A 21,874-nucleotide genomic window follows, 5' to 3' on the forward strand; every position below is an offset into this window, starting at 1 on the left:
GGCTGGACGGGAGCTGTGAGGCGCGTAGGGTGTGCAACGCCACTCTGTCTATTGAAGGCGACATGGCATGCCATCATCGCTCGCCGGCGCCGACCAACGGCTCAAAAATCTGAAGTCCGGACGTGGCCGACGCTGGGGCTCGCGGAATAGGATCCCGCGCGATCTTAGACAGGCTGTAATCGACGCTGCGATTGCTCACGGCAGCGACGGTCATGGCCGCGGCGGCTTGACCGGTTACGGATTCTTTCTCGCGTCCCGCCATCCAAAGGCATTCGCCGGCTTGCTGGGCAAGTTGTTGCCGCTTCAAATCGATGGTCACGTCACCAGTCACTTCTCCCAGATCAACATCGTTCCGATTCCGTCTGATCACTATCTCGGCAGCGACGGCATTGCGAAGGTGTTAAAGCCCGCTGAGCCCGGTCATTCCCTCAGCAATGAGGTGACTCGGCCGGAAAACTAAACAATATCAACTCCCCCATCGTCCCGTGATCACCGTAGTGTCGCGAAACGGTTTCACGACAGCCTGCCTGAACGTCGGACTGCATCGATTGCGCAGAGCTGCCCCCCCGGGGGGGGTGCGTTTACCTCCGGCCGCTGAGCGATCTGGGCCGGCTCCCTCCCTACAAGTTTTCCCAAATCCGATATGTTGCAGTACAACAAGCGTACTGCGCCAACGAACGCACACGCCATCCTCAGATCGCCCGGCAGCCGCTGCGTTTGGCCACCTCCCGCTACAGGATCGCGCAAAATGTCCGGCGGCTACCCGACCACCCGGTCGCGCGCAACGGCTCTCCAGGCGGCCAGCCGCCAGCTTCTGGCAGCGCGAGGATTCGGTTTTTGCTGATGCCGAGATCCTTGAGCTTCGGTTCAAGGGGGTAGCAGCTCGCGACCTCCCGAAGATTCTGTTGGTTGAGCCCGGATCGCGCTCGCTGCGCTCCTTCATCTGGATCAGCCGCCGGCGCGACGCTCAATCAGCTTTTCGGCAAGGACTCCGAATTTATTACCGTGGTAATAGATTGAAGACCCGATATGCCGCTTTTCGAGGTTTTCCCCCGCTGGGGGAATTCTCAATTCCCGACTGAAGAACGTCACTCAGCGCAGCCTTCTTGGCCGCTTTATTGTTTTGGCGGCCGGTGACGACCTCGTGACCCAACGGCTGCATCACGTGACATCCGCCGTCCCTTGACGTCACACCCGGCCGGCAGGATGGGTCGCGCGACCGAGTCTCCCGTCCAGGACAAAGCCACTGCCGAAGGATAGCCGGGACAAGCCGCCATCGCACAGGCAGTTCGAGAAATTCGACGACCTCATTCGAGCTGCCGGGCCGCAACCGACCTCTCGCGAGCTTGCCCGCTACTGGACCGAACGCGCCGACCATGAGGAGCGAATGGCGGAGCTGAAGCGGCGCGGCGTTTCGTCCGAGCGCAAGTAGCTCCATAGCGTTCGAGAATTTAGTCGGTTCCTGAATTTTTCCACCACGGTGGAAAATCGAAGAACCTATCAGCGCGCCGCTTCCGCTCGTTCCAGGTTTGAACTGAAAAGCAAAACGAAAACAAGCGCTCGCGCATCGCGATGCGCCGATCACCGTGCTAAGCTTGGCCGGTGTTTCGCGGCGCGCGCCGGAGGCTCGCGCGTCCGAATTCGGGAGACGCGACCATGCAGGACCGATCCGGAATCCGAAAAGGTGCATTCATCCAGGGCGGCTATTGTCCTGGCCATCACGTTACGACGCTGTCCCTCGACGCCGATCCGCAGGCGACCGAACGGCTCGCAGAGCTTGCCGCCGAACGCGATGCTTTGGGGGAGCGCCTGGCGGAGATCCGGCGGAAGGTCACCGTCCTGAGGGGCGCGAAGTGAGCGGCGAAGCGCTCCGGATGCAGCTCGAACTGAAGCGCCTCGCGCGCAAGCATCGGATCGCTCCTCCGCCAAGCGTGCCAACCGCGCCGCTGCCGCCAGTCGACGGCGATTGGATATTTGAAGGTCTTGCAGCGCCGGCCACGATTGATAGCGAGCGCACGAAGTTTGCGGCCGAATGCTGGATGCCAGTTCGGCAAAACATCCCATTGCTGTATCGCCACGGCCGGCTGGCCGGCGAAGTCCTCGAAGTCCGCACGACTGACAAGGGCTTGCATGTGCGAGCGCTAGTTCGCGACAATGAAGCGAAGCAATGCACTCACTTCAGCGTCGCTGCGACAATTCACGGCTATCAGCTTCGGGAGGTCAATAATCGCGAGAGTTTTCATGCCGTCATCACTTGCGCCGCCTTGGACGAAATCACGCTGACCAACGCCCCGGCCAATCCTGCCGCGGTGGTCCTGCATCGTTATCGGCAGTCAGCGGCAGTCGAGTTCTATGACATCGTCAAGCGCGGGATTATTTGTGCGCAGGGCGTTGTGGCGGCCTTGCGAGTCATGAATGCCGCTCAAGTTGCGCCTCCCCAAACCGTCGCGGGTCCCGACAAACGATCTGCGTGCGACTTGGCGGGCTCTAGGCCAACACCCGTGAAAGCGCCGACAAGGCCACGACCGAAAACTGAGTTCAGAACCTTGGTCGACGCGATCAATGCAACGTCAGGACAGGTACAATGACCGAAATCACCGGCACGGAGCTTCTTCGCCAAGTCGCGGCGGCTCGCGTCAAAAAAATCGACTACGCACGTCTGGCAAAAAGCGTCGGGATTGCGCCGGATGACCTGCTCGATTTCTCACAGGGGCGCAAAACCTTGCCAGCCGACACGCTCTGCCGGCTCACCACCGAGATGATGCAGGGTACGAGGTATTATCCCGAGCAGGATATGCTGGGTCCTCTGGAGCAGATCGAACCGAGGCCAATGGGCATCAGGCCTGATCCGTTCGTGCCGACACCGCGGACGTGGGCGGTTGGCATAGCGCAAGGGCCGGGACCGCAGCCAGTGAGGCCGTCCCCAGAGCAGCAGACGCAACCCAAGCGGCCGGGCTGGATTGGCGGATGGCTCTAGGCGGCGATACGACAGTCGCTCGTACTTTTCCCGCCTAAGTAGTTGTGCTTTGATGCCCATGCACCAGTTGTGGGGGATTGCGATGGCTAGCCATCAGCATATTTTCACCGCTGCCTACATCGCGCTCGCGATCCTGAATACGGCACTTGCAGCAATAGCCATCTTTTCCTTTTAGGCGCTCGCTAAGTGAATTCGTACGCGGACTTGTCGCGTCGATTGATTGCCAGATAGAATTCCTTGCCCTCAATCACCGCTGTTATCGCTTCCATCGCTTGTTTGATCGAGCAGCGCCGAAGCTCGATGGATTGCTGGAGCACTCCGTCCTTCCAATATGTCGAATAAATCGAATAGGCAGCCAGCCTGGCCAGCACACGGTCTTCAAGTTCTCCCGCTCGCTCGATTTCAACGGCGTAAAGAATCTCCCAATCTCGGGCGTCCCCATGCCGCTCGCTACATATTTGGCGGATCCGTTGACCCAAATCCTTGCAGACCCCGATCTTGATCAGCCGGGCTTGTAGGGAGCCAGCGATGTAGAGGTATTGCTTGAGATTGAACCGCCCCGCAAACGCGAGCTTTTTTGTGTCGCATTGAACACAATGGCCCTTCGTGGACCTGAGCCTATGGCCGACTTTCCGGCATTCGCTGCCGAGCGCAATCGTTTTGCCTTCCTCCTTTATTCGCTGAAACCAAAGCCACTGAGGCATTCCTCTGACGTCCATGACGTCTTCAGGACCCAAGTTTTGGCTTCTCAGAAACCTCAATTCAATTTCAGTGAGAATGTCTTGCATCTCGGCCCTCCAAGCCCCGCTGGGTCAGCCAACTCGCGCAAGTCAGCTCATGAACGTCTAATAATGTGCTCGCATCTAAACTCGCTCAAACCTCGTCGTCATCACCATCATCATCCTGCTCATCATCATCGGAATCGACTGCCATAGCTTCGATGTACTCGCGACGTACCGTACGTAGCGACCGACCGGAGGAAGGATCAACCAGGAAGAACCACCAGCCCCCGGTTCGTTTTCCCGCAATTGCAGTTGCCGCCTCACGCGCATTGGCGAACGCAGCACCGTCTACCTCAACACTTCCATCGGCAAGAAGCGTCGCGATCCGATGGCTAAACTTCTTGCGCTTGGGCACCAGCGACATGCCCGGCTGGAGCAGGCCGGCATTTATCAGATCCGAAAGATCCACCTTTCTACCTGGTCTGGGCCGCGCTGCTGCGAAGCCGGAGCGGTGGTTGGGCGGAACAGGCCAAATTGCACTGATCAGTTTCACCAATGCTGCCGTGCGGGCTCGAATGGCCTCATCAGTCCACTGATCTCCCGCGCCCTTGAGAAGCTCACGATTCAGCATTAGGACATCATGTCCTTCAAGACCGGCTCGCTTGCTGTCCGTCCCAATCCACGGGCCATTCGAAACCTTCGAATTGAGCTTGCCTGTTAAAAGGGTGAGATTCCCCAGGGTGTGAATAAGACGATCCCGCTCGGCTTCATCAGCTGCGGGCGGCCAGTGCGCCTGCCATTTCCGCGGCATCACGTGTTCAATTGCCAATCTGCCGCGAGCGACTCTTTCGCCCCCAAGCCCTTGCTTGCCGTCACGCCATCCACGGAGATAGTCTTCAATGGCTTCGAGCACCATGCGCAGACGCCCGCGGCGAATGCGACGGTATGCAAGAAGGTCAACAAGCTCTTGCTCAAGCTCAACGTCATCTGGCCAGTACCGCCCCCCACTAGGTTGCGCAGCCAGTTGCTTTTCGATTGCGTCGCCCGCGTGCAGCCTTTCGTCCGTGTGCAATAGCTTGATAATTTCGGCCACCGCTTGCCCGTAGCTCTTGGCTGAGGCTCGAACCAGCATTCGCCGGACCATCCAGCTCTCAACAACATCCAATACCTTGATCAGCTGATCGTCCGGGATTGCTGGACGGTCCGGGTCGAGCAGATCAAGGACTAGCGGCTTGATGATCTCGCTTTCAAGAACGCCGGTCCGATAGCCGAACAGTCCAAGGCGGTCCACAGGCCCAGTCTCTCGGGCTGCGCCATCGATGAACTTGCGATAGCGACTAGCTGCGGCATGAAGGCGCCGCAATAGTTCGAGCATCGAGAGCCCGGATTCGTGGTCCGCATACCGCTTGAAACGGTCAAATACCTCACGAGCAACAACTTCCTCTGTTGTTTGTGCAGCCAGCCAGTGGTTCAAAAAGACGGAAGATCGCGGATAACGGAGGCGTCCGACACTGATCTCAGTCTCCCAGAACCCGGTCTCGAACTCCTTCCAGTACTTCTGATAAGCATCTTCGACGTCCGCATCTGACTCTAACAGGCGCTGGAAAATGAAGTTTTTGATCAGGTCAGCGGCCGTGAGTTGAGCGCCGCGCGCGTTTAACGTCTCAAAAATTTCTTGCGCATTTTCATCCGCGGCGAGATCAATAACGACGACTTGAAGCAGCTCGCGCGCCGCACGTTCAATCGCTGCCGCGCGGGCCTGCGCCCTTTCTTCGCCCTTTTCCCGCAACCATTCGCGTGCCTGCTCGCTGAAGTACTGATGAGCCTGAGCCATCTTCTCGCGCCGGTGGACCAAGTTCGCGTGGCTAACAGGCGGCTTCGCGCCCATGACCTCGTTAAAGGCAGGACGGTCGCGATTGGTTGGCCAGACCTTAAAGCGATCTTCTGGCTTTGCACAGAACGGCTCGGCATTGACAACAAGCGGCTCGATGCGTGCGGCGGATGAAGTGGCGTTTACGGCTGCAAGCTCGGCCGCTAGTGCATCGAGGAGAAGCTGCAAGGTTGTCAGGCGCTGCTGACCATCGATTATTGTGCGCTGCTGCATCAAGCCCGCTTGATTTGGCATCTGCTGGAGGACGACGGCGCCGAGAAAATGGGGCTGGTGTTTGGCCTCCGGCTTCGCAAATACGCGCTCGGCGATCCGGCTCAGATCTTCCCACAGCGGCTCCCATTGAGTTTCCTGATTCCAGACGTATGGCCTTTGAAACAGGGGCACGATCAGCCGCTGTGGCTGCATGAATACCAGCTGCGGCGTGCGGACCTGCGTTTCCATTGTCTAGACTCTGCGCTGCGATGCTTTGATGTTTGCTCAATCTGTGCCTAGTGATATCAAGATCAGCCTGCTCTTAACCGATGATGCTCGCACTGTTTACGTCATACCTACAATTGGTGATCGTCCCGTCCTTGATCCGACGCACTGCCTCGTCGATTGCCTCAAGTGGCACCAGAAACCATTCGCGCGGACGAAACGGCCTTCCGAAGCGATCTTGCATCTCCAGGTCCAGCCTCGCCGGCTCGAAAAATCTATGGACCAGATTCTCTAGCTTCACTCTGTTGACATTGAAGAGCACGTAGCTCGCAACGATTTCCACGTCAGCGAGAAGGAACGTAGGATCGACCTTGGCAGAGGCGATCCGGCTCTCGACATCGTTGCCGGTGACTCCGATCTTGTGGATGACGTCACGATTGTTTTGGATGCGAGGGTCTTTTGAATAGCTCCGCAGCACATAAATGGTGCCGCTGCCGAAATCTCCTTCTTCGGACGAGTCACCGAAGAGAGGACCAACGTCGGGATCGCTGATGCGTCTTCCCGCTGGGTCAGCGTTTAGCTGTCGCTGAAGTGACCGCATGAGCATGTTGCTCTCGGTCCCGTTGTCGAAGACAACGCGCAAGCGAGCGTCGCGGCGACCCTGATCATTGGTGAAGACCTCTGCCTTCTCCGCTACATAGGCAATTTGTCCGTTGACGATGAAGTAACGATCCGACTCGATCTCGGATTTCAGTTCGAACGGTCTGGCTGTGCGGAGCTTGGCTATCAGCTCTTGCTGAACTTTTTGGAATAGCGGTTTAAATCTTTGGAAGTCCGCGCATGGTTTTCGTGTCGCAATCTCGTCTGGCTGCACCACATCTTCCGGGCGCGGCACGTGCACAAGATTTTCGATTTCGGATGGCGCGTCTACACCTTCCAACTCGGCCAGAAGGGCATCATCGTCCAGCTCGGCCTGAAGTTCAGCTGCCTCACCGAGTAGGCCTTGCCGGTCGAGAGGAGCGAGAATTTGGCTACTCTCGGGAAGGTGTCGGAGCCTGTCCAGGCGAACAGCAAGAAGGCGTTCGAATATTTCTCGCCCTTCGCCGTGCAAAGGAAGGCGCCCATGTTCATCCACGAATTGTTGAATGTCTTCGAATCCGGAAATGATTCGTTCCTCTCGGGCTGAACGGCCAACCTTCTTGTCGGGCTCGGCAAAGTCCCTGAGTTCGTTCGCGAGGTCGTCAAGATCAAGATCCGTCATAACGGCCCTCTTTCTTAAAGCGGAGAAAAGCCGTCGCGCCCTCTGCTAAACGCTTCTCCCATGCATCGGGTGAGGTCGGCGAAGGCAGACGGCCGTGTTCCTTTTTGAATCTGGCTGCGCGTTGCGCTAGATCTTTAGCTTCCTCCGGGGTGAGCTTGATGTTGCGCCGCGCGATCGCGGCGGCGACTTGCTGAAACCGCTCTTCGTTCATGGACTTGGCGAGAATGGCATATGCAGATCCAAATGGGTTGACGCGTTCAATGAGGTCGATGCTCAGTTCGCGGACGTCCATTGCGATCTGCCGAACCCCATCGATGAAGGCGGTATTTCCCTTGATCTCTCCATCCGGGTTGGCGGCGACTTTAGCGGCTTGTTGCGTTATATTCAAAGCGGCTATCGCCTGCTGCCGGACTGCCTCTTGATCGGTCTCGCTCAGCTCGCGGTATCGATCTCGAACGATTTTACCCATACGAACGTCCGTTAGCTCCTCTGGCACAAGTTCCTGATCGAACAAGCCCCGCTCTATCGCAACTTTATCCTGCACAAAAGCCGCGATGATCTCGTTCAGGTCCTCTCTGCAAATTCGCTGGGCTTCCGGGCTCTCGGGCTGAACGAGACCCTTAATCTCGACGTGGACTTCGCCAGTCTCACGATTGAAGCCGTAATTCGTCTTGCTCGGATCATAGCCATCGGGCCCATAGTCGAACCCCGCCTGCGGCTCGCTCTTAGTTGTCTTAGGAGTGAAGTTAAAGCGAGGCGCGAGGACTTGCTCCATCAGCAAGCTTGCTGCGATTGCTTTCAATGTATCGTTGACCGCGCTGACGACGGCTTCCTCTGAGGCGTCAGGCTCCGCAATGAGGTTTGTGAAGCGGGCGCTTGTCTTGCCTTTAGCGTCTCGGGTCGCCCGCCCGATGATCTGGACGACCTCAGTCAGGCTCGATCGATAGCCTATGGTGAGTGCGTGCTCGCACCAGATCCAATCAAAACCTTCCTTCGCCATGCCGAGTGCAATGATCACATCCACATGATCGCGATTGTTCTTCTGCGTAGGGTCTTTTAAGGCTGTGACAACCTTGCTGCGCCTGAGTTCGTCATCATCGACGAGGTCTGCAACGCGTAGGGTGCGGCCATCGGCCGTATCAATGAGCTGAAATCCCGTCGCGGGGTCGGTCTCGCGCCATTTCCCCAGAATGGACATGACGCCTTCCGCCTCTTTAATTTTGTCCTTTAGGCTTTCCCGGGCGTTCACATTGGGAATGTGGACAATCGTCTTGAGCTTGCTGTCGAGCACCGCTTCAAGACTGTCGAGATACGGTCCGGAATAGAAGAAGTACCCGATGTTGAGGGTCTTAAGATATTCGTATCCATTAAGCTGTTCGAAATAGGTGTAGGTGACTGTCTCGAACTTCGTCTCATCTTCAGGCGATAGAACAGGCGCTGCGTCGCCACGAAAGTAGGAGCCCGTCATCGCGACGAGATGGGTCTTTTCGCGCGCAACAAGCTGACTCACTTGAGAGCCCAAGACATTGTTGTCGGCCGCGCTAACATGATGAAATTCATCAATGGCGATTAACCGATCATCAAACGCCTCAACTCCGATTTGCTCAAAGGCAAAGCGAAAGGTCGAATGCGTGCAGACCATGACGTGATCGCCACTTTCAAGAAATTTTTTGACTGCGCCGACGTTGGTTGGATCTGCGCGCGGGTTGTCTGCACCCGGCGCATTGCATAGGTTCCATTGTGGCCTGATGGTCCAGTCGGCCCAGAACCCGAATTTACTCAATTGTTCATCAGCAAAGGAGCTTCCGATTGAGCGCTCCGGTACGACAATGATGACCTGCTTCAAGCCTTGGTTTTGTAGCTTGTCGAGTGCGACAAACATCAGCGCGCGGCTTTTACCGGAAGCTGGCGGCGATTTTATGAGAAGAAATTGCTCTCCGCGCTTCTGATAAGCTCGCTCCTGCATGGGGCGCATACCGAGCACGTTGGCTTTCGCCGATGCGCCTGTTTGCGCGAGCGAAACGGAGACTGAGGGAATGCCTGAGACGTTGATCATTTGCCAATCGCCCTAATTTTTTTGCGCTCACCCGTAGCTGCTGGCGAGCTGGAAGTCATTTTGGTGTAAAGTTCGAAGAGCTTTTCGAGCCGCTCCGTGTCGTTGCGAAACCGGCGGCCTATATAGATGCGTTCAACGACCTCGTCGTTGCGCTCGTGCGCCCTGCGCAGTTCAGCCGGCATGTTGTTTTGTTCGTAGAGGTCTGCGATCGTCGCGGGGAAATTGGACTCTCGTGCGAGGAGGATGCCTTCGGCGCAACGAGTAAGATCGATCTTGTTGTTTTCGGTCAGTTTGGGGACAGGGAACGTGTTCCAACCGAGCGTTGATGCATATCGCAATCTGCTTTCTAACTTACCGCATACTGTCGCAATCCAAGTCAGGTGAAGCTTGGACAGAAGTACCGCAAGCTCCCACATTGACGGGTTGCAGATAGTGAGAGCCGCATCTGAAATAACATTGCCGGCGTCAAAAATATCTACCGGAAGGTACTCGCGAGTTTCGGAGGAATGTCGTCCGATGCCGATAGAGTTGCCACCCTTGTGCGCACGTTGCGCAAACTTGTGGGCGATATTGGCGTAGCCCTGAGTAGTCTTAGCAGAAGAGCTTTTCCGAAACGCTCGTACATTTTCGATTCTCTGTGCGACACTAGGAATTGACATTGCAAGCGGCAGCAACTCATCTTCAATCCACAGGCACTTTCGGTTGCGGTAGTGCAGCAGTTCTTGAGACCGATGAAAGTACGCAGCAATAAAGATGCCGACGGATGTGAGTGCGTCAGCTCCTTTGCTTCATCAAGGCTCAGGATAAGATTGCCGTCATCACGGGCCATGCTTCCGGAGACCATGGGGGTCAGCTCTTTGCAAAGAAGCTCGTCCCGAGTTTGTACGTAGAGTTCCGGTCCGGCGATCAGGTACGGCGATATCGAATCGACTTCTCTCTTTGTGCCGTCCTCATAGAGGGCGCACCTCATTGGCTTCTTAAGGCAAACTCCAATGATTACGCATTGGACGACCGCATTGCTCGAAGCGTTATTTCTCCACCTGAACCCCTGATGAGCAAAAATGATGTGGCAGCCAGCGGCGTAAAGTCGTGACCAGAGGTGTGCGACTTGTTCACCTTCGCTGATTGAGCTGGTGGAAACAAATGCGAATGTAGCGTCGCAGTGCCGAATGAATTGCGCCGCTTTTAGGTACCAAGCAATAACGTAGTCGCAGTCCTTGAAGTCCTTATGTCCTTCAAAGATTAGTGCCATGTCTTCCTTTTGTGCTTTGGTTTGTTTTCTAGCTCCTTTGAACTGCGGATTGCCGCAGATGTAGGTCTCTCCCCCCTCGTTCTCAAAATCAATCTGAGCTTGTTCGAGTGGTGTGTGAAACAGATCGTCGGCTTTGAATTTGACACCCGTACCCGTCGGGGGACAGATGCTGAGCCAGTCAAGCCGCAGAGCGTTTCCACAAGTGATCCAATTGTCTGTGTCGAGCGGCAAAAACTCCTGGAGCGCTTCTTTTTGTCCCCGATACAGCGCATCACACTGAAACTCTGCGATGATCAATGCGAGACGTGCGATTTCGGCTGGAAAGTCACGCAATTCGATGCCACGAAAGTTGGTTACCGGGATGTCTGTCTTTCGACCCTCTTCTCCGCGCCGTCGGTTGATCTCTGCTTCGATCGCGCGCATTTCCTTATACGCGATGACGAGGAAATTCCCTGAGCCGCAAGCAGGATCGAACACGCGGATGCGCGCAATGCGCTTCCGCAAATTTAGGAGCGTGCGAGCATTCTCGCCCGCCTCTTCAATCTTCGCGCGCAGGTCGTCAAGGAACAGCGGATTGAGTACTTTCAGGATGTTCGGCACGCTCGTGTAATGCATGCCGAGCGCTCCGCGCTCATCATCATCGGCAATGGCCTGGATCATTGATCCGAAAATGTCAGGGTTGATTTTGCGCCATTCAAGGCGACCTATGTGGAGCAGATAGGCGCGGGCGATCTTGTTAAAACGGGGAACTTCTGTGCTGCCCCCAAAGAGCCCGCCGTTCACATAGGGGAATGTCTCGGCCCAGCGTGGGAGCTTTGCGGCAGGGCGGTCGGCGGTCTTGACATTCATGGTACGAAAAATCGTCTCAATCACCTCGTGGGTATTAGACGAGTCTCGGGCGTCGCTCATCCGTTCGACTGTGTCGGTGAAGAGTCCGTTCCCATGAAAAATGTCGGTATCTTCGGCGAAAAAGCAGAAGATCAGCCGCGCCATGAAATTGTTCATGTCGTGCTCTCGCCCCGGGGTGTCCCATTCAGGATTGTCTTTACGGAGCTGGAGATAAAGTTTGTTCAGGCGACCGGTCGCACGTACATCGAATGCGCTCTCGCGAACCTGTTTGACAGTGCTGATGCCCGCCAATGGTAGAAAGAAGCCGAAGCGGTCTGGCAAATCGGCGAACGCACAGGCAAGCGTTTCGCCCGTGGTAAGGTCCTCTGCTTCAAGGCTCACTCCATCGGTGGCTAGAACGAAGCGAGCCTTGGCAGACGCGGTTTTCGGACTCTGATTGAGTGCAACCAGGAGACGGGCTGTCTCGCCTTCCAGGCATGTCGCAACATGGATGTGGCTGCGTTGAAGTACACCACCGGGAAATTCCGAAGAATTCGACGCACCCGACCGGAGACGCGCGATGGTGGTCGGCTTGTTTCCAAAAGCTTCGAGGAATGAGAGCGGAAATTCCACCGGATCGAAAGGTTTTTCAGCAAGATTGGATACGGCTTCTGCGATCTCGACCGCGTTCATTCTGGTTCCCTTGAATCGAATTCGGGAAACCTTTTACGACGTCCCGGTGACCTGTTTCCATAGACGATCAGGATCTCAGGCGGCAACCTCTAGAGAGGGCGAGCTTATCGTGCATCCTCGAAGGAACCAAGGGCATACGTCCAAGGTCTCTGGCTAGGCCCGGCTTCGAGGAGAGCAAGGGGCGTCGTGCCGGGAAGGCTCAATAAAACATTGTTCGCAGGCGCAGTTGGCGTACCGGCTTACCCGTCCGCGCGTTCAACAAATAAATGGCAGGCGAACCGCAGGATTTTCAGACCACGCGCCTAAAAACCAAAGCCGCCGTCTTCAGTGCCGGTCGGCCGTTGGCGACGCTGCTCAACTTGTCTCTCCGCCAAAATCTCCCGCCAGACCTTGTATGTGTCGTCGATGGCCTTGTTGAGCGACGCCTCTGGCACGATGTCACGCTCATCAAACGTGAAGACCTCAACCTCGCGCTCACCAGTGTATTTATTTTTCGGAAACCGGATGATCTCCAGCCGTGCGCCTTGAAAGTCACCGATGGCGACGTTGTGATGCATCGCGGAAAACACGAAGGCCCGGCCAAACATTCCGAGACCGTCAGTCAAGCGAGGATCCAGGAAGGAAAGCACCGGCACGCCATCTTGGATCGAGTAGAAGTCGTGCCAAAATTTGATCTTGGCGCCATAGCCGACCGGGATGAATGGGAATTCCCACTCGACCGCCTTGATGCCCCGCTTCTCGTTGAACTCAGAGAGGAGTTTGGCAAGAGCTAAGTTCGGTTCAATCCAGTGAAGGTTCGGCCCGCTGTATCGCCGGATCGCGGCGTCGATTTCAGACCAAGTGCATTTCGGCAGATCAAACAGTGAAGGCCGGGCGGCGTACAACGCGCCTGCGACCTTTCTGAGCGGAGCGAGAGAATGCGGCGGGACGAATGATCGCACTGCGCGTAATACGATCCGCTTTTGATCATCCGGCTGAAGTGCAACGCGAGCTAAGTCCGTCTCAGGCAACGAGCGGGGAGTCTTCATTTGGTTCTTTGTCCCTAGAATTCGGCTGCTTTCCAAACCACAGGTACTTAAAACGCTCAGCGATCACTTCATCGCTTATCTTCAACGCCATGTTTGCGTGACTCTTCGCGGCACTCACAACGTGATCCCACGGCCCACCCTTGGCGTGGGTTATGTCCACTAACTCGCCGGGCGATCTGTCGCCGTAGAACTGAACAACTTTTTGCACGACATCGAGGAGAGCGCGGTCAGTGGGCAGCTCGATTGGCTGCCGCACGCCAGTTACCGGATTGAACCTTTGAGCATCTTCGGTAATCGGCTCAGCACGAAAGCTCTTGAACGCGTCGTAAACTTCACGATGCACCGGACCGTACTGCCACGCCTCGAAACTGCCCCGCACAAGAGGACGTCCGGTATGCACGAGATAAAGCGCGTGGCACAGAAACAGCAGCTTCTGAAGTTTCAAGTTCGAGACGTGCTGTCCTCGACCACGAGCCTCCTGAAGTAGGAGGTTCGCAATCGCTCTGGGGTCAAATGGCTTAGACAACTCGAATCGCCCTAAATGTCACAATAGAACGTAGCACGAACGGCTTTCTAACGCCACGTGTGCCCACCGCGGTCGAAACCATCCACAGACCTTGATGAGCGCGTTCAAACATTTTTTGCCGCAGTCAGACCAACCGGATCGCGACACAGACGTAGACACTATTTCGTCAACCAGTTGAATAATTTAGTATTTTTGCGCCTGGGCCTTCCCTGCGCAGTGGTTTGACGGCTTATGCCTGCTCTCCCCGGAGCCGAGTTCCTTCTGGCCTCCGTCACCTCGCGAATTGACGATGCCTCAAGGCCCGGTTGAGCCCAGAAGCATCTCCGCAAGGCTTGACCGTAGCAACGACGGTCAGGACCACACGGTTTTGCCGTACGCAGCTTCCGGCTCCGCCAAGAGGCTTCGCCGGATGTTGGCGCCGTCCGTTCCGTACGCTGTGAGACCTCACGAGGTTCATCTCGCCCTGGTCCCGCCCCGCGTGCCCGACGCAGCCGCGTCCACCGCACCCTGGCCCTCGTTCGTGACGACGTACGATCGCCCCTCTCCCTGGGCCGGGATGAGCGATGGATACTGCAATTCCGAATTTCGGCAAAGTGGAATATATTTGCGGGAAGGGATTGACGGGGGCTGCGCGGGAGAGGCGGTGTTTTGCCCGACGGGCCAGAAGCGTTGCGATCGGTGTCCTTCCGGTTGCGCCTCTTCGAAAGGTTGCGGCCACACGGCACGTTGACCCCTCATTTCATGGTGCTAGTCTTTTCGCTCGCGACCTGTCCGGGAGGACACGATGGGATGGTTCGACCGCCTGTTTGGAAGGATGTCGGAGCCGACGATTCCTCTTCTTGCGAGATTTCGGCGGAAATCAAAAGCACCGACCGATCCTGATCTTTTGAAAATCGCCAAGGACCGGAAGGGACATGTTTCCCGCAGAGCCGTCAGGGACGAGTATAATCGGCTGGTCCTGGAGAAGTACGCGCACGACAAGTCGTGATGCGCGTCGAGGATCTCAGTAGCCCGTAGGATGGGTAGAGCGAAGCGAAACCCATCTGCTCCTTGTCGAGCACGAAACATGATGGGTTTCGCAAGGGCTCTACCCATCCTACGCACTGCGCACCATCAATGGTCGCCATTCATTTGCAGTGCTGCGAAGCGGTCGTCCGAACGGCGCAACCGCCGGCATAGCTCGCGATTGATGTTCTGCAGAACGATCACGTAGGCGTGGATGTCGGCCTTGTAGCAGGCATAGAGCTTTTGGGCCGTCAGCTCGTACAGCACGGTCGGCGCCTCCGCGATAACAGTGGCGGAGCGGTTCTGCATTTCGATCAGCGTCATCTCGCCGAAGAAATCGCCAGGCTCCAAACGCGATATCGGGATGACCCTGCCCGCATGCGTGCGTTTGCTCACCGCCAGCCGGCCGGACTTGACGATGAACATCGAACGTCCCGGCTCGCCCTCGGCCACAACGGTCGCGTCGGCCTCGAAGCGGCGCTCGACTAGCATCGAGATCAAGAGGTCGAGGCCTGCCTCCGAAAGCCCGCCGAAGAACGGCGTCGCCAGCAGGAACGCTTTCAGATCGGGGGACGTGACGAGCATTGCGCGAGGTTACGCCCGGTCGAAGGCTGCGGCAAGCTAAGTGCAGCCAGGTTCCGTCATTGCGAGCGTAGCGAAGCAATCCAGGAATGTGTCCGCGGAAACAGTCTGGATTGCTTCGTCGCAAGGGCTCCTCGCAATGACGCGGCGAGAGATTTCACCTCTCGACTCTGGACCACTGCCGCGCGCAGCGAAACCCATCAGACTCGTGCGGTGGCGAAGATGATGGGTTTCGCAAGTGCTCTATCCATCCTACGGGCCGCACAGTGCGAGCTATTTGGGCCGGCGCCCCGTGATCGCGTGCGCGCGCGCAGTGCAGGTGATGCGACCGTCCGCATGCGCCGGCAGGCCCGCACGCACCCGCGCTATGAGCGTCTCGACGTCTGCGGGCCTCATGGCGGCAACGGAAGGCCGGAGCGCGGGGGACTTCAGACTGATTGCCCAGAAGTCGTCGAAACCTGAGAACGTCCGTTGCACCGTAATCTCTCGCGTTTGCACGTCCTCGAGACCTGCTCCTCGCCACAGGTCCCGCAACGCTTCCATGCGAGAGGCGTCCATCCGCGGCGGGCGCGTTGCCGGAATGCCCATTGCCTTCATCTCGTCGTAGATCGGGTCGAGCGGAAAGCCGCCGCCCAACATGTCCCACATATACGTCATGACCGCACCGCCGGGGACAACGACCCGCACCATTTCGCTGACGCCCCTGGCGGGATCCGGAACGAATACGAGAACCAACGCCATCACGGCCGCGTCGAAGCTGGCGTCGGCGAAAGGAAGTGCCATCGCATCGCCCTGGTGAAACTTTGCCACGCGCGCCGCAGGTCGTGTGCGCGCAAAAGCGAGCTGCTCTGCCGAGGGGTCAATGCCCTGGACCTCGGCGGGGCTGCAGCGCTCGACCAGGAGTTCAGTGAAGGCGCCGTTGCCGCAGCCGATGTCGATCCAACGCAAGCCTGCAGGAGGTGCCAGCCAATCAAGGAATATCTCGCCGGCGAACCGGCTCCAGATTCCCATCATCTGCTCGTAGGCGGCACCATCGTCGAAGCGAATGGTCTGCTCTGCCATTTCGAGATCCTCCCGGCCCGATGACGATGCTTGGCGCGCGCCATTCTGCGCACAAGAGATGGGACTGGGGAAGTGCTGGAGCTGACCAGATCCGCCGGATTATTGCCGTGCGACATTCTCCCCGCGCGGCGCCTGTCGCTTCCGCCACACCTGCAGGTCAATCATGACTTTCACGGCCGCCGCGAGGACGAGCGCACAGAGTGCCACCTTGGAGATCGTCTCCATCGTCCCCTCGATCAGCAGGCAATGGACCACGCTACCTGCGACGATGACGATGGCGAGGGGAATATGGATGATGCGCCAGGTTCGCGGCCGCAATCCCAACCGCCTTCGCAGCAGAGCCAGGAACGCAACCGCGAAGATGGCCCACATCGCGATCACGCCGAAGGGAGAGAACGGCGTCGGCGATGAGAAGGTCAGTGCGTCCACCATGTCGGGCGGGCTGGTGATCCAGAGGCCGGCGACGTGGATCAGAATCGCGACAGCAAGCGCGCCGCCGATCCAGTGATGGGCGCGCCTGCCGCGATAGGCCGACAATCGTGGCAGGTAGCCGCCGATCAGCAAGGGCTGCACGAGCACGAGACCGAGGGCGATGATGCCGGCGAAGCCGGCGATAATGTAGACAGGATCGCGCCATGCCAGCTGCTCGCTGGCCGCAGCAAGCGCAACCGGCACGCCGATCGCCAAGCCAAGGGCGCCCCAGATCAGGGGCGCCCGGGCCGATCTCCATCGCGTCATTTGCAAGTGGGGTTCAAGCCGGCTGCAGCACGAAGTGCGCCTCCAGGCTGGTCTCCTTGGCGCTCCGCATCACCGGCCGCAGGAAGACGGTCTTGAACTCGCCGCTGTCATAGGCGAGGTGGCCGTGCGGCTGGCCGAAGATCGGAATGATCTGCGGCATCTCCAGCCGGAACCTGCCGTCCTTGTCGGTGAGCGTTGCGCCGTGGCTCTGCGGCTCGTGCTCCCGCCCTTCGACGGTGTGCGCCCAGATCTGGATGCGCTGCCCGGCCAGCGGAGCCCCGTCGCCGGCGCGGCGCACGGTGCCGCTCATCCAGAAACCGCCCTTGCCGATCCGCTCCACGATCGCCGCGCCCTTGCGGTAATTGTTCGCGCCGCCCGACATCGACTCGGTCGGTGCGAGGCCCGCCGCGCGGGCGGGCAGCAGGACGCCGGAATCGCCGGTTGCCAGAAGGCCCGTTGCGAGGACGGAGCCGCCGGCAGCGAGGAGGTTGCGGCGGGTGAAGACGACCGTGGTCATGTCAGTTCCTCCTGGCAGCAGCGCAGCTGCTTCCCGCAAGCTACAATACCAGGTGTAAAACGCCCAGTTGGCGCGAGGGGCGCCAGGGCCTGCAATAACAGTGTTGTGAACGGCCGTCTTCGCGGCGTGCATCTCTCAGATGAGCTGACAAGAGGGGCCCGCAAGTGCTCTACCTATTCTGCGCGCTGCCACTACATGTGTGTCCTGCAAGCGCGCACCGTCACGCGGCCCCTCCACACCGGCAGCCCTCCCATGATCCCCTTCTCCGTGCTCGACCTCGCCCCCATCTGCCAGGGCGGCGACGCGTCGCAGGCGTTCCGCAATTCGCTCGATCTGGCCCGGCATGCCGAGACGTGGGGCTTCAAGCGGTTCTGGCTGGCCGAGCATCACAACATGACGGGCATCGCGAGCGCGGCGACGTCGGTAGTGATCGGCCACATCGCGGGCGGAACGAAAACGATCCGCGTCGGCTCCGGCGGGATCATGCTGCCGAACCACTCGCCGCTCGTCATCGCCGAGCAGTTCGGCACGCTGGAATCGCTCTATCCCGGGCGGATCGATCTCGGGCTCGGCCGGGCGCCGGGCACCGACCAGTTCACCGCGCGGGCGCTGCGGCGCGACCTCGCCACCACGTCCGAGAACTTTCCGCATGACGTGCTGGAGCTGCAGGCGCTGCTCGGCGACGTGCAGCCGAACCAGGCGATCCGCGCCGTGCCCGGCATGGGGACCAAGGTACCGCAGTGGATCTTGGGATCGAGCACCTTTGGCGCGCAGCTGGCGGCAATGCTCGGCCTGCCCTTCGCGTTCGCCTCGCATTTCGCGCCGCAGATGATGATGCCGGCGCTGCGCGAATATCGGGCGCGCTTCGAGCCCTCGGCGCAGCTCGACAAGCCCTATGCGATGATCGGCGTCAACGTGTTCGCGGCCGACAGCGATGAAGAGGCACAGCGGATGTTCTCCTCGCTGCAGCAGCAATTCATCAACCTGCGCCGCGGCACGCCGGGGCCGCTGCCGCCGCCGGTGGAGGACATGGACGCGTTGTGGTCGCCGGCCGAGAAGGCCGGCGTTGCGCAAGCGCTGTCGTGCTCAGCGGTCGGGTCGCCCGATGTGGTCGAAGCGAAGCTGAAGGCGCTGATCACTGAAACCGGCGCGGACGAATTGATGACGACGGGGCAGATCTACGACCACACGGCACGGCTGCGCTCGTTCGAGATCGCCGCGGAGGTGCGGGATAGGCTCGCGAAGCAGCCGGTGGGGTGAGGCGCAATCGCGCCCCGAGCGAGCTGCTCAGCCCAATCCTCTCATGCCCTAATCCGCAAAGCCGAACAGCTTGGCCGGATTGTGCACCAGGATCTTCTCCAGCTCCGCCTGGTCGGGCGCGTAACGGTACATCAGCTCTAACAGATCGGCATCGTTCGGCGGCTGCTTCACCGAGACCGGATGCGGCCAGTCGCTGGCCCAGACGCAGCGATCGGGAGCGGCCTCGATATAGGCGCGCGCGATCGGGATCACGTCGTCGTAAGGCGCGCCGGTCTTCGAGGTTTTCTCGCCGAGCGAGAGCATGACCCAGAAATTGCCCTTGGCGAGCAGCTCCAGCATCTTGCGCAGATTCGGATCGTTCCTGCCGGCCTCGGGGTCAGGCCGCGCCATGTGGTCGATCAGCACGGGCACGTCGAGGTTCTCGTATTTGGCGACGCTCGAGACGATGCCGTCCTTCTCCGGCTGGATCTTGACGTACCAGCCGAGCTCGCGGATGCGGGCGATGGCACGGGCGAAATCGGCATCCGACAACACGGCGCCGAGCTCCTGGCGGAAGCTGAAGCGCGCGCCGCGCACCCCTGCGTCGTGCAGCTTGGCGAGATAGGCATCGTTCGCTTCCGCGAACACCAGCGCATTGGCGCAGCCGCGATAGTTCGGGCCCATCGCGGCAAGGCCGTCGAGCACGACGGCGTGGTCGGCGCCGTAGGTCGTGGTCTGCACGATGATGCCGCGCTCGATGCCGAGCGTCTTGTGCATGCGCAGCGCCGCTTCCCAGGTCGCGGTCGGCATCCGATAGGCGGCGCCGGGACGCTCAGGATATTTCTCGATCGGACCCAGCACGTGAAACTGGCTGTCGATGGTCTTCGGCGGCGGCGCCTTGCTTGGGCGGCGCGGGTTGGGGTCGAACGGCAGATAGGTCGGCATGCGAGCGCTCCTTCAGTCGATCACGGCGGTGAAGTCGCACTGCACCAGCGCGCCGCCATCCATGTTGTCCATCGGCAGCGCGTGGCGCGCGGGGCGCGAATGCTCGTCCGGAAACATCTTCAGCCACTCGACATTGAGAGGGCCGCGGTTGCCGCGGTCCTTCAGCCACACCGTCATCTTGATGATGTCGGAGGTCGAGCCGCCAGCTGCCTCCACCGTCGCCTTCATATGCGCGAACATGTTGGCGCATTGGGCATCCAGGCTTTCGGGCATCGCATTGGTCGCGGGATCGCGGCCGAGGATGACGCCCGACATCACGAGATTACCGATGCGGCAGGCGTTCGGAATCGGGTTGACGTGCTTGAAGCCGCCGATGTGGACGCTCCTGCGCCGCGTTTGACCACTCATGGTGCGCTCCCTGCTCGTTATTGCTTCAGACGAATTGGCACGACACCGAGCCGAAGGCGCCGTAGTCGGCATGGAAAGTGTCTCCGCGGCGGATGTCGACGGGCCGCGTGAACGATCCCGCCAGCACGACCTCGCCGGCTTTGAGATGCTCGTCATGCGGTGAGAGGCGGTTGGCGAGCCAGGCGATGCCGTTGGCGGGGTGATTGAGCACGCCAGCGGCAAGCCCGGTCTCCTCGACCTCGCCGTTGCGGAACAGCAAGGCGCCGATCCAGCGCAGGTCCGCATCCATCGGGCGGATCGGCCGGCCGCCGAGCACCAGCGCGGCATTGGCCGCGTTGTCCGAGATCGTGTCCATCACCTTGCGGGTCCTGCCCGTCTCGGGGTCGACGCGGTGCATGCGCGTCTCCAGGATCTCCAGCGCAGGCGTGACGTAGTCGGTGGCGTTGAGCACGTCGAAAATGGTGCAATCGGGCCCGCGCAGCGGCGCCTTCAGCACGAAGGCGAGCTCGACCTCGATGCGCGGCGCGTGGAAGCGGTCGAACGGAACAGGCGTGGCATCGGGGTAAAACATGTCGGCGAACAGCACGCCGTAATCGGGCTCGTTGATGCCGACCGCGTTCTGCATCGCCTTCGAGGTCAGGCCGATCTTGTGGCCCTTGATGATGCGGCCGCGGCCGAGCTGAAGCTTGGTCCAGGCGCGCTGGACCGCGTAGGCATCCTCGATGCTGAACTCCGGATATTCTTTCGTGAACATCGGGATCAGCGTCTTGGTGCGCTCGGCTTCGTCGAGGCGCGCGGCGAGGCGTTCGATCGTGGCAATGTCCAGCATCGTTTACTGCTCCGCCGCCACGGTGTTGCGCAGCACGCCGATGCGGCTGGACTCGACCTCGACGACGTCGCCGTCCCTGAGCCAGCGTGGCGGATCGAACCGGGCGCCCGCGCCGGTCGGTGTGCCCGTCACGATCATGTCGCCAGGCTTGAGGGTCGCGAAGGTCGAGAGATAGGAAATCAGGAAATCGAACGGGAACATCAGCCGTTCCGTCGTGTCCTGCTGCCGCACCTCGCCGTTGACGCGCGTAGTGATGTCGTGAGGCCCGCGCGGATCGAGCTCGTCAGACGTCACGATCCACGGGCCGATGCTGCCGGAGCGATCAAAATTCTTGCCCTGCGTGACGTTGAACTTGCCGTGGCGCAGCCAATCGCGGATCGTGCCCTCGTTGCACAGTGTCATGCCGAAGATGTGCGACCACGCTTTTTCGCGCGGAATGTGGCGGCCGCCCTGCCCGACCACGATGACGAGCTCGCCTTCATAGTCGAGCTGGTCCGAAACCTTCGGCTTCTCGATCGGCTGGCCGGAGCCCGTCATCGAGGACATGCTGCGCACGAACAGGCTGGGATATTTGGGCAGGTCGGAATTGTCTTTATACTCCGCATTGCGCTCGGCGTAATTGACGCCGATGCACCAGAGCTTCTCCGGCGCCAGCACCGGCGGCAACAGGACGAGCTTGTCCAGCGCATGGTCCGGCTTTTGCCCCGCGACGGCCTCCTGCGCTTCGGCGAGTGCGTTGGCCGCGATCAGCGCCTTGACGTCCGAATAGTCGCGGCCGATGCGCCTGGTCAGATCGACCACGCCGCCGTCCACGGCCGCGCCGTAGCGCGCCTCGCCGTCCAGCAGATAGCTCAGCAGTCGCATTGTATGTCCTCCGATGATCTTGGGGCGGCGGCCG

General features: G+C 59.4%; 20 protein-coding genes and 1 pseudogene. 6 read left to right on the top strand and 15 right to left on the bottom strand.

Annotated features, from left to right (window positions below; translation table 11 throughout):
* The first annotated feature begins 67 nt into the window (after window positions 1-67).
* From I6F28_RS19400 to I6F28_RS19415, 4 genes are all read left to right on the top strand, one after another.
* Window positions 68-460 carry a hypothetical protein gene (locus I6F28_RS19400; protein WP_225140527.1) on the top strand — a complete coding sequence of 131 codons (393 nt, stop codon included), beginning with the start codon at window positions 68-70 and terminating at the stop codon, window positions 458-460.
* A gap of 1,196 nt (window positions 461-1,656) precedes the next feature.
* A complete protein-coding gene (locus I6F28_RS19405) occupies window positions 1,657-1,857 on the top strand; it encodes a hypothetical protein (RefSeq protein WP_225140528.1) in 201 nt (66 codons plus the stop codon).
* A 17-nt stretch (window positions 1,858-1,874) separates the two neighbouring features.
* On the top strand, window positions 1,875-2,588 hold the full coding sequence (locus I6F28_RS19410; protein WP_225140529.1) for a hypothetical protein: 714 nt from the start codon (window positions 1,875-1,877) through the stop codon (window positions 2,586-2,588).
* Complete coding sequence (locus I6F28_RS19415; RefSeq protein WP_225140530.1) at window positions 2,585-2,977, top strand: hypothetical protein; 393 nt, start codon at window positions 2,585-2,587, stop codon at window positions 2,975-2,977. The genes I6F28_RS19410 and I6F28_RS19415 overlap by 4 nt, the downstream gene beginning before the upstream one ends.
* A 182-nt stretch (window positions 2,978-3,159) precedes the next feature.
* Here the strand turns inward: I6F28_RS19415 and I6F28_RS19420 are convergent, their stop codons facing one another.
* The 7 genes and pseudogenes from I6F28_RS19420 to socA all read right to left on the bottom strand — a co-directional run bounded on the left by I6F28_RS19420 (window position 3,160) and on the right by socA (window position 13,651).
* Window positions 3,160-3,765, bottom strand: a complete 606-nt coding sequence (locus I6F28_RS19420; RefSeq protein ID WP_225140531.1) for a GIY-YIG nuclease family protein — start codon at window positions 3,763-3,765, stop codon at window positions 3,160-3,162.
* An 85-nt stretch (window positions 3,766-3,850) separates the two neighbouring features.
* Window positions 3,851-6,031 (bottom strand): GmrSD restriction endonuclease domain-containing protein, encoded by a 2,181-nt coding sequence (locus tag I6F28_RS19425; RefSeq protein ID WP_225140532.1) that lies wholly within the window; start codon window positions 6,029-6,031, stop codon window positions 3,851-3,853.
* A 73-nt stretch (window positions 6,032-6,104) separates the two neighbouring features.
* Window positions 6,105-7,268, bottom strand: a complete 1,164-nt coding sequence (locus I6F28_RS19430; RefSeq protein ID WP_225140533.1) for a GIY-YIG nuclease family protein — start codon at window positions 7,266-7,268, stop codon at window positions 6,105-6,107.
* Entirely contained in the window at window positions 7,255-9,324 is a 2,070-nt protein-coding gene (locus I6F28_RS19435; protein ID WP_225140534.1) for a DEAD/DEAH box helicase, read from the bottom strand. The genes I6F28_RS19430 and I6F28_RS19435 overlap by 14 nt, the downstream gene beginning before the upstream one ends.
* Window positions 9,321-12,097 (bottom strand): annotated as a pseudogene (locus I6F28_RS19440) (class I SAM-dependent DNA methyltransferase). Before I6F28_RS19440 ends, I6F28_RS19435 begins: the two are co-directional and overlap by 4 nt.
* A gap of 302 nt (window positions 12,098-12,399) precedes the next feature.
* Complete coding sequence (locus I6F28_RS19445) at window positions 12,400-13,125, bottom strand: hypothetical protein (protein ID WP_225140535.1); 726 nt, start codon at window positions 13,123-13,125, stop codon at window positions 12,400-12,402.
* Window positions 13,100-13,651 carry a type VI toxin-antitoxin system SocA family antitoxin gene (gene socA / locus I6F28_RS19450; protein WP_524536109.1) on the bottom strand — a complete coding sequence of 184 codons (552 nt, stop codon included), beginning with the start codon at window positions 13,649-13,651 and terminating at the stop codon, window positions 13,100-13,102. The genes I6F28_RS19445 and socA overlap by 26 nt, the downstream gene beginning before the upstream one ends.
* 784 nt (window positions 13,652-14,435) lie before the next feature.
* Between socA and I6F28_RS19455 the strand changes: the two genes are divergently transcribed.
* Window positions 14,436-14,639, top strand: a complete 204-nt coding sequence (locus tag I6F28_RS19455) for a hypothetical protein (protein WP_036026980.1) — start codon at window positions 14,436-14,438, stop codon at window positions 14,637-14,639.
* A 125-nt stretch (window positions 14,640-14,764) separates the two neighbouring features.
* Here the strand turns inward: I6F28_RS19455 and I6F28_RS19460 are convergent, their stop codons facing one another.
* From I6F28_RS19460 to I6F28_RS19475, 4 genes are all read right to left on the bottom strand, one after another.
* On the bottom strand, window positions 14,765-15,241 hold the full coding sequence (locus tag I6F28_RS19460; protein ID WP_036014373.1) for a cyclic nucleotide-binding domain-containing protein: 477 nt from the start codon (window positions 15,239-15,241) through the stop codon (window positions 14,765-14,767).
* A gap of 270 nt (window positions 15,242-15,511) precedes the next feature.
* Window positions 15,512-16,300, bottom strand: coding sequence for a class I SAM-dependent methyltransferase (locus tag I6F28_RS19465; protein WP_036026978.1), 789 nt, complete (start codon window positions 16,298-16,300; stop codon window positions 15,512-15,514).
* Window positions 16,301-16,399: 99 nt separating this feature from the next.
* Window positions 16,400-17,038, bottom strand: a complete 639-nt coding sequence (locus tag I6F28_RS19470) for a ferric reductase-like transmembrane domain-containing protein (protein WP_036026976.1) — start codon at window positions 17,036-17,038, stop codon at window positions 16,400-16,402.
* Window positions 17,039-17,051: 13 nt separating this feature from the next.
* On the bottom strand, window positions 17,052-17,555 hold the full coding sequence (locus I6F28_RS19475) for a peptidase associated/transthyretin-like domain-containing protein (RefSeq protein ID WP_225140537.1): 504 nt from the start codon (window positions 17,553-17,555) through the stop codon (window positions 17,052-17,054).
* 252 nt (window positions 17,556-17,807) lie between these two features.
* On the opposite strand from I6F28_RS19475, the gene I6F28_RS19480 reads away from it, so the two are divergent.
* Entirely contained in the window at window positions 17,808-18,815 is a 1,008-nt protein-coding gene (locus I6F28_RS19480) for an LLM class flavin-dependent oxidoreductase (protein ID WP_225140538.1), read from the top strand.
* Between the two features lie 48 nt (window positions 18,816-18,863).
* Here the strand turns inward: I6F28_RS19480 and I6F28_RS19485 are convergent, their stop codons facing one another.
* From I6F28_RS19485 to I6F28_RS19500, 4 genes are read right to left on the bottom strand one after another with little or no spacing between them, the layout of a single operon-like run.
* Window positions 18,864-19,739 (bottom strand): amidohydrolase family protein, encoded by an 876-nt coding sequence (locus I6F28_RS19485; protein ID WP_225140539.1) that lies wholly within the window; start codon window positions 19,737-19,739, stop codon window positions 18,864-18,866.
* 12 nt (window positions 19,740-19,751) lie between these two features.
* Complete coding sequence (locus tag I6F28_RS19490) at window positions 19,752-20,147, bottom strand: RidA family protein (protein ID WP_225140540.1); 396 nt, start codon at window positions 20,145-20,147, stop codon at window positions 19,752-19,754.
* A gap of 25 nt (window positions 20,148-20,172) precedes the next feature.
* The gene (gene hpaH / locus I6F28_RS19495; protein WP_225140541.1) at window positions 20,173-20,976 is read right to left on the bottom strand and encodes a 2-oxo-hept-4-ene-1,7-dioate hydratase; all 804 of its coding nucleotides are present in this window, start codon (window positions 20,974-20,976) and stop codon (window positions 20,173-20,175) included.
* Window positions 20,977-20,979: 3 nt separating this feature from the next.
* A complete protein-coding gene (locus I6F28_RS19500; protein WP_036026966.1) occupies window positions 20,980-21,840 on the bottom strand; it encodes a fumarylacetoacetate hydrolase family protein in 861 nt (286 codons plus the stop codon).
* Between the last annotated feature and the right edge of the window lie 34 nt (window positions 21,841-21,874).

It is taken from the genome of Bradyrhizobium sp. NBAIM14 (genome assembly GCF_020193895.1).
In the GTDB taxonomy this organism is placed as follows: Bacteria; Pseudomonadota; Alphaproteobacteria; order Rhizobiales; family Xanthobacteraceae; genus Bradyrhizobium; species Bradyrhizobium yuanmingense.

Bases quoted from the DNA above. Each gene is read 5' to 3' on its own strand.
- I6F28_RS19485 (WP_225140539.1), bottom strand. From the start codon at position 19,739: ATGCCGACCTATCTGCCGTTCGACCCCAACCCGCGCCGCCCAAGCAAG.
- I6F28_RS19420 (WP_225140531.1), bottom strand. From the start codon at position 3,765: ATGCAAGACATTCTCACTGAAATTGAATTGAGGTTTCTGAGAAGCCAA.
- I6F28_RS19475 (WP_225140537.1), bottom strand. From the start codon at position 17,555: ATGACCACGGTCGTCTTCACCCGCCGCAACCTCCTCGCTGCCGGCGGC.
- I6F28_RS19465 (WP_036026978.1), bottom strand. From the start codon at position 16,300: ATGGCAGAGCAGACCATTCGCTTCGACGATGGTGCCGCCTACGAGCAG.
- I6F28_RS19500 (WP_036026966.1), bottom strand. From the start codon at position 21,840: ATGCGACTGCTGAGCTATCTGCTGGACGGCGAGGCGCGCTACGGCGCG.
- I6F28_RS19435 (WP_225140534.1), bottom strand. From the start codon at position 9,324: ATGATCAACGTCTCAGGCATTCCCTCAGTCTCCGTTTCGCTCGCGCAA.
- I6F28_RS19400 (WP_225140527.1), top strand. From the start codon at position 68: ATGCCATCATCGCTCGCCGGCGCCGACCAACGGCTCAAAAATCTGAAG.
- I6F28_RS19470 (WP_036026976.1), bottom strand. From the start codon at position 17,038: ATGACGCGATGGAGATCGGCCCGGGCGCCCCTGATCTGGGGCGCCCTT.
- I6F28_RS19410 (WP_225140529.1), top strand. From the start codon at position 1,875: ATGCAGCTCGAACTGAAGCGCCTCGCGCGCAAGCATCGGATCGCTCCT.
- I6F28_RS19445 (WP_225140535.1), bottom strand. From the start codon at position 13,125: ATGAAGACTCCCCGCTCGTTGCCTGAGACGGACTTAGCTCGCGTTGCA.
- I6F28_RS19425 (WP_225140532.1), bottom strand. From the start codon at position 6,031: ATGGAAACGCAGGTCCGCACGCCGCAGCTGGTATTCATGCAGCCACAG.
- I6F28_RS19430 (WP_225140533.1), bottom strand. From the start codon at position 7,268: ATGACGGATCTTGATCTTGACGACCTCGCGAACGAACTCAGGGACTTT.
- I6F28_RS19460 (WP_036014373.1), bottom strand. From the start codon at position 15,241: ATGCTCGTCACGTCCCCCGATCTGAAAGCGTTCCTGCTGGCGACGCCG.
- I6F28_RS19490 (WP_225140540.1), bottom strand. From the start codon at position 20,147: ATGAGTGGTCAAACGCGGCGCAGGAGCGTCCACATCGGCGGCTTCAAG.
- I6F28_RS19405 (WP_225140528.1), top strand. From the start codon at position 1,657: ATGCAGGACCGATCCGGAATCCGAAAAGGTGCATTCATCCAGGGCGGC.
- I6F28_RS19480 (WP_225140538.1), top strand. From the start codon at position 17,808: ATGATCCCCTTCTCCGTGCTCGACCTCGCCCCCATCTGCCAGGGCGGC.
- I6F28_RS19415 (WP_225140530.1), top strand. From the start codon at position 2,585: ATGACCGAAATCACCGGCACGGAGCTTCTTCGCCAAGTCGCGGCGGCT.
- I6F28_RS19455 (WP_036026980.1), top strand. From the start codon at position 14,436: ATGGGATGGTTCGACCGCCTGTTTGGAAGGATGTCGGAGCCGACGATT.
- hpaH (WP_225140541.1), bottom strand. From the start codon at position 20,976: ATGCTGGACATTGCCACGATCGAACGCCTCGCCGCGCGCCTCGACGAA.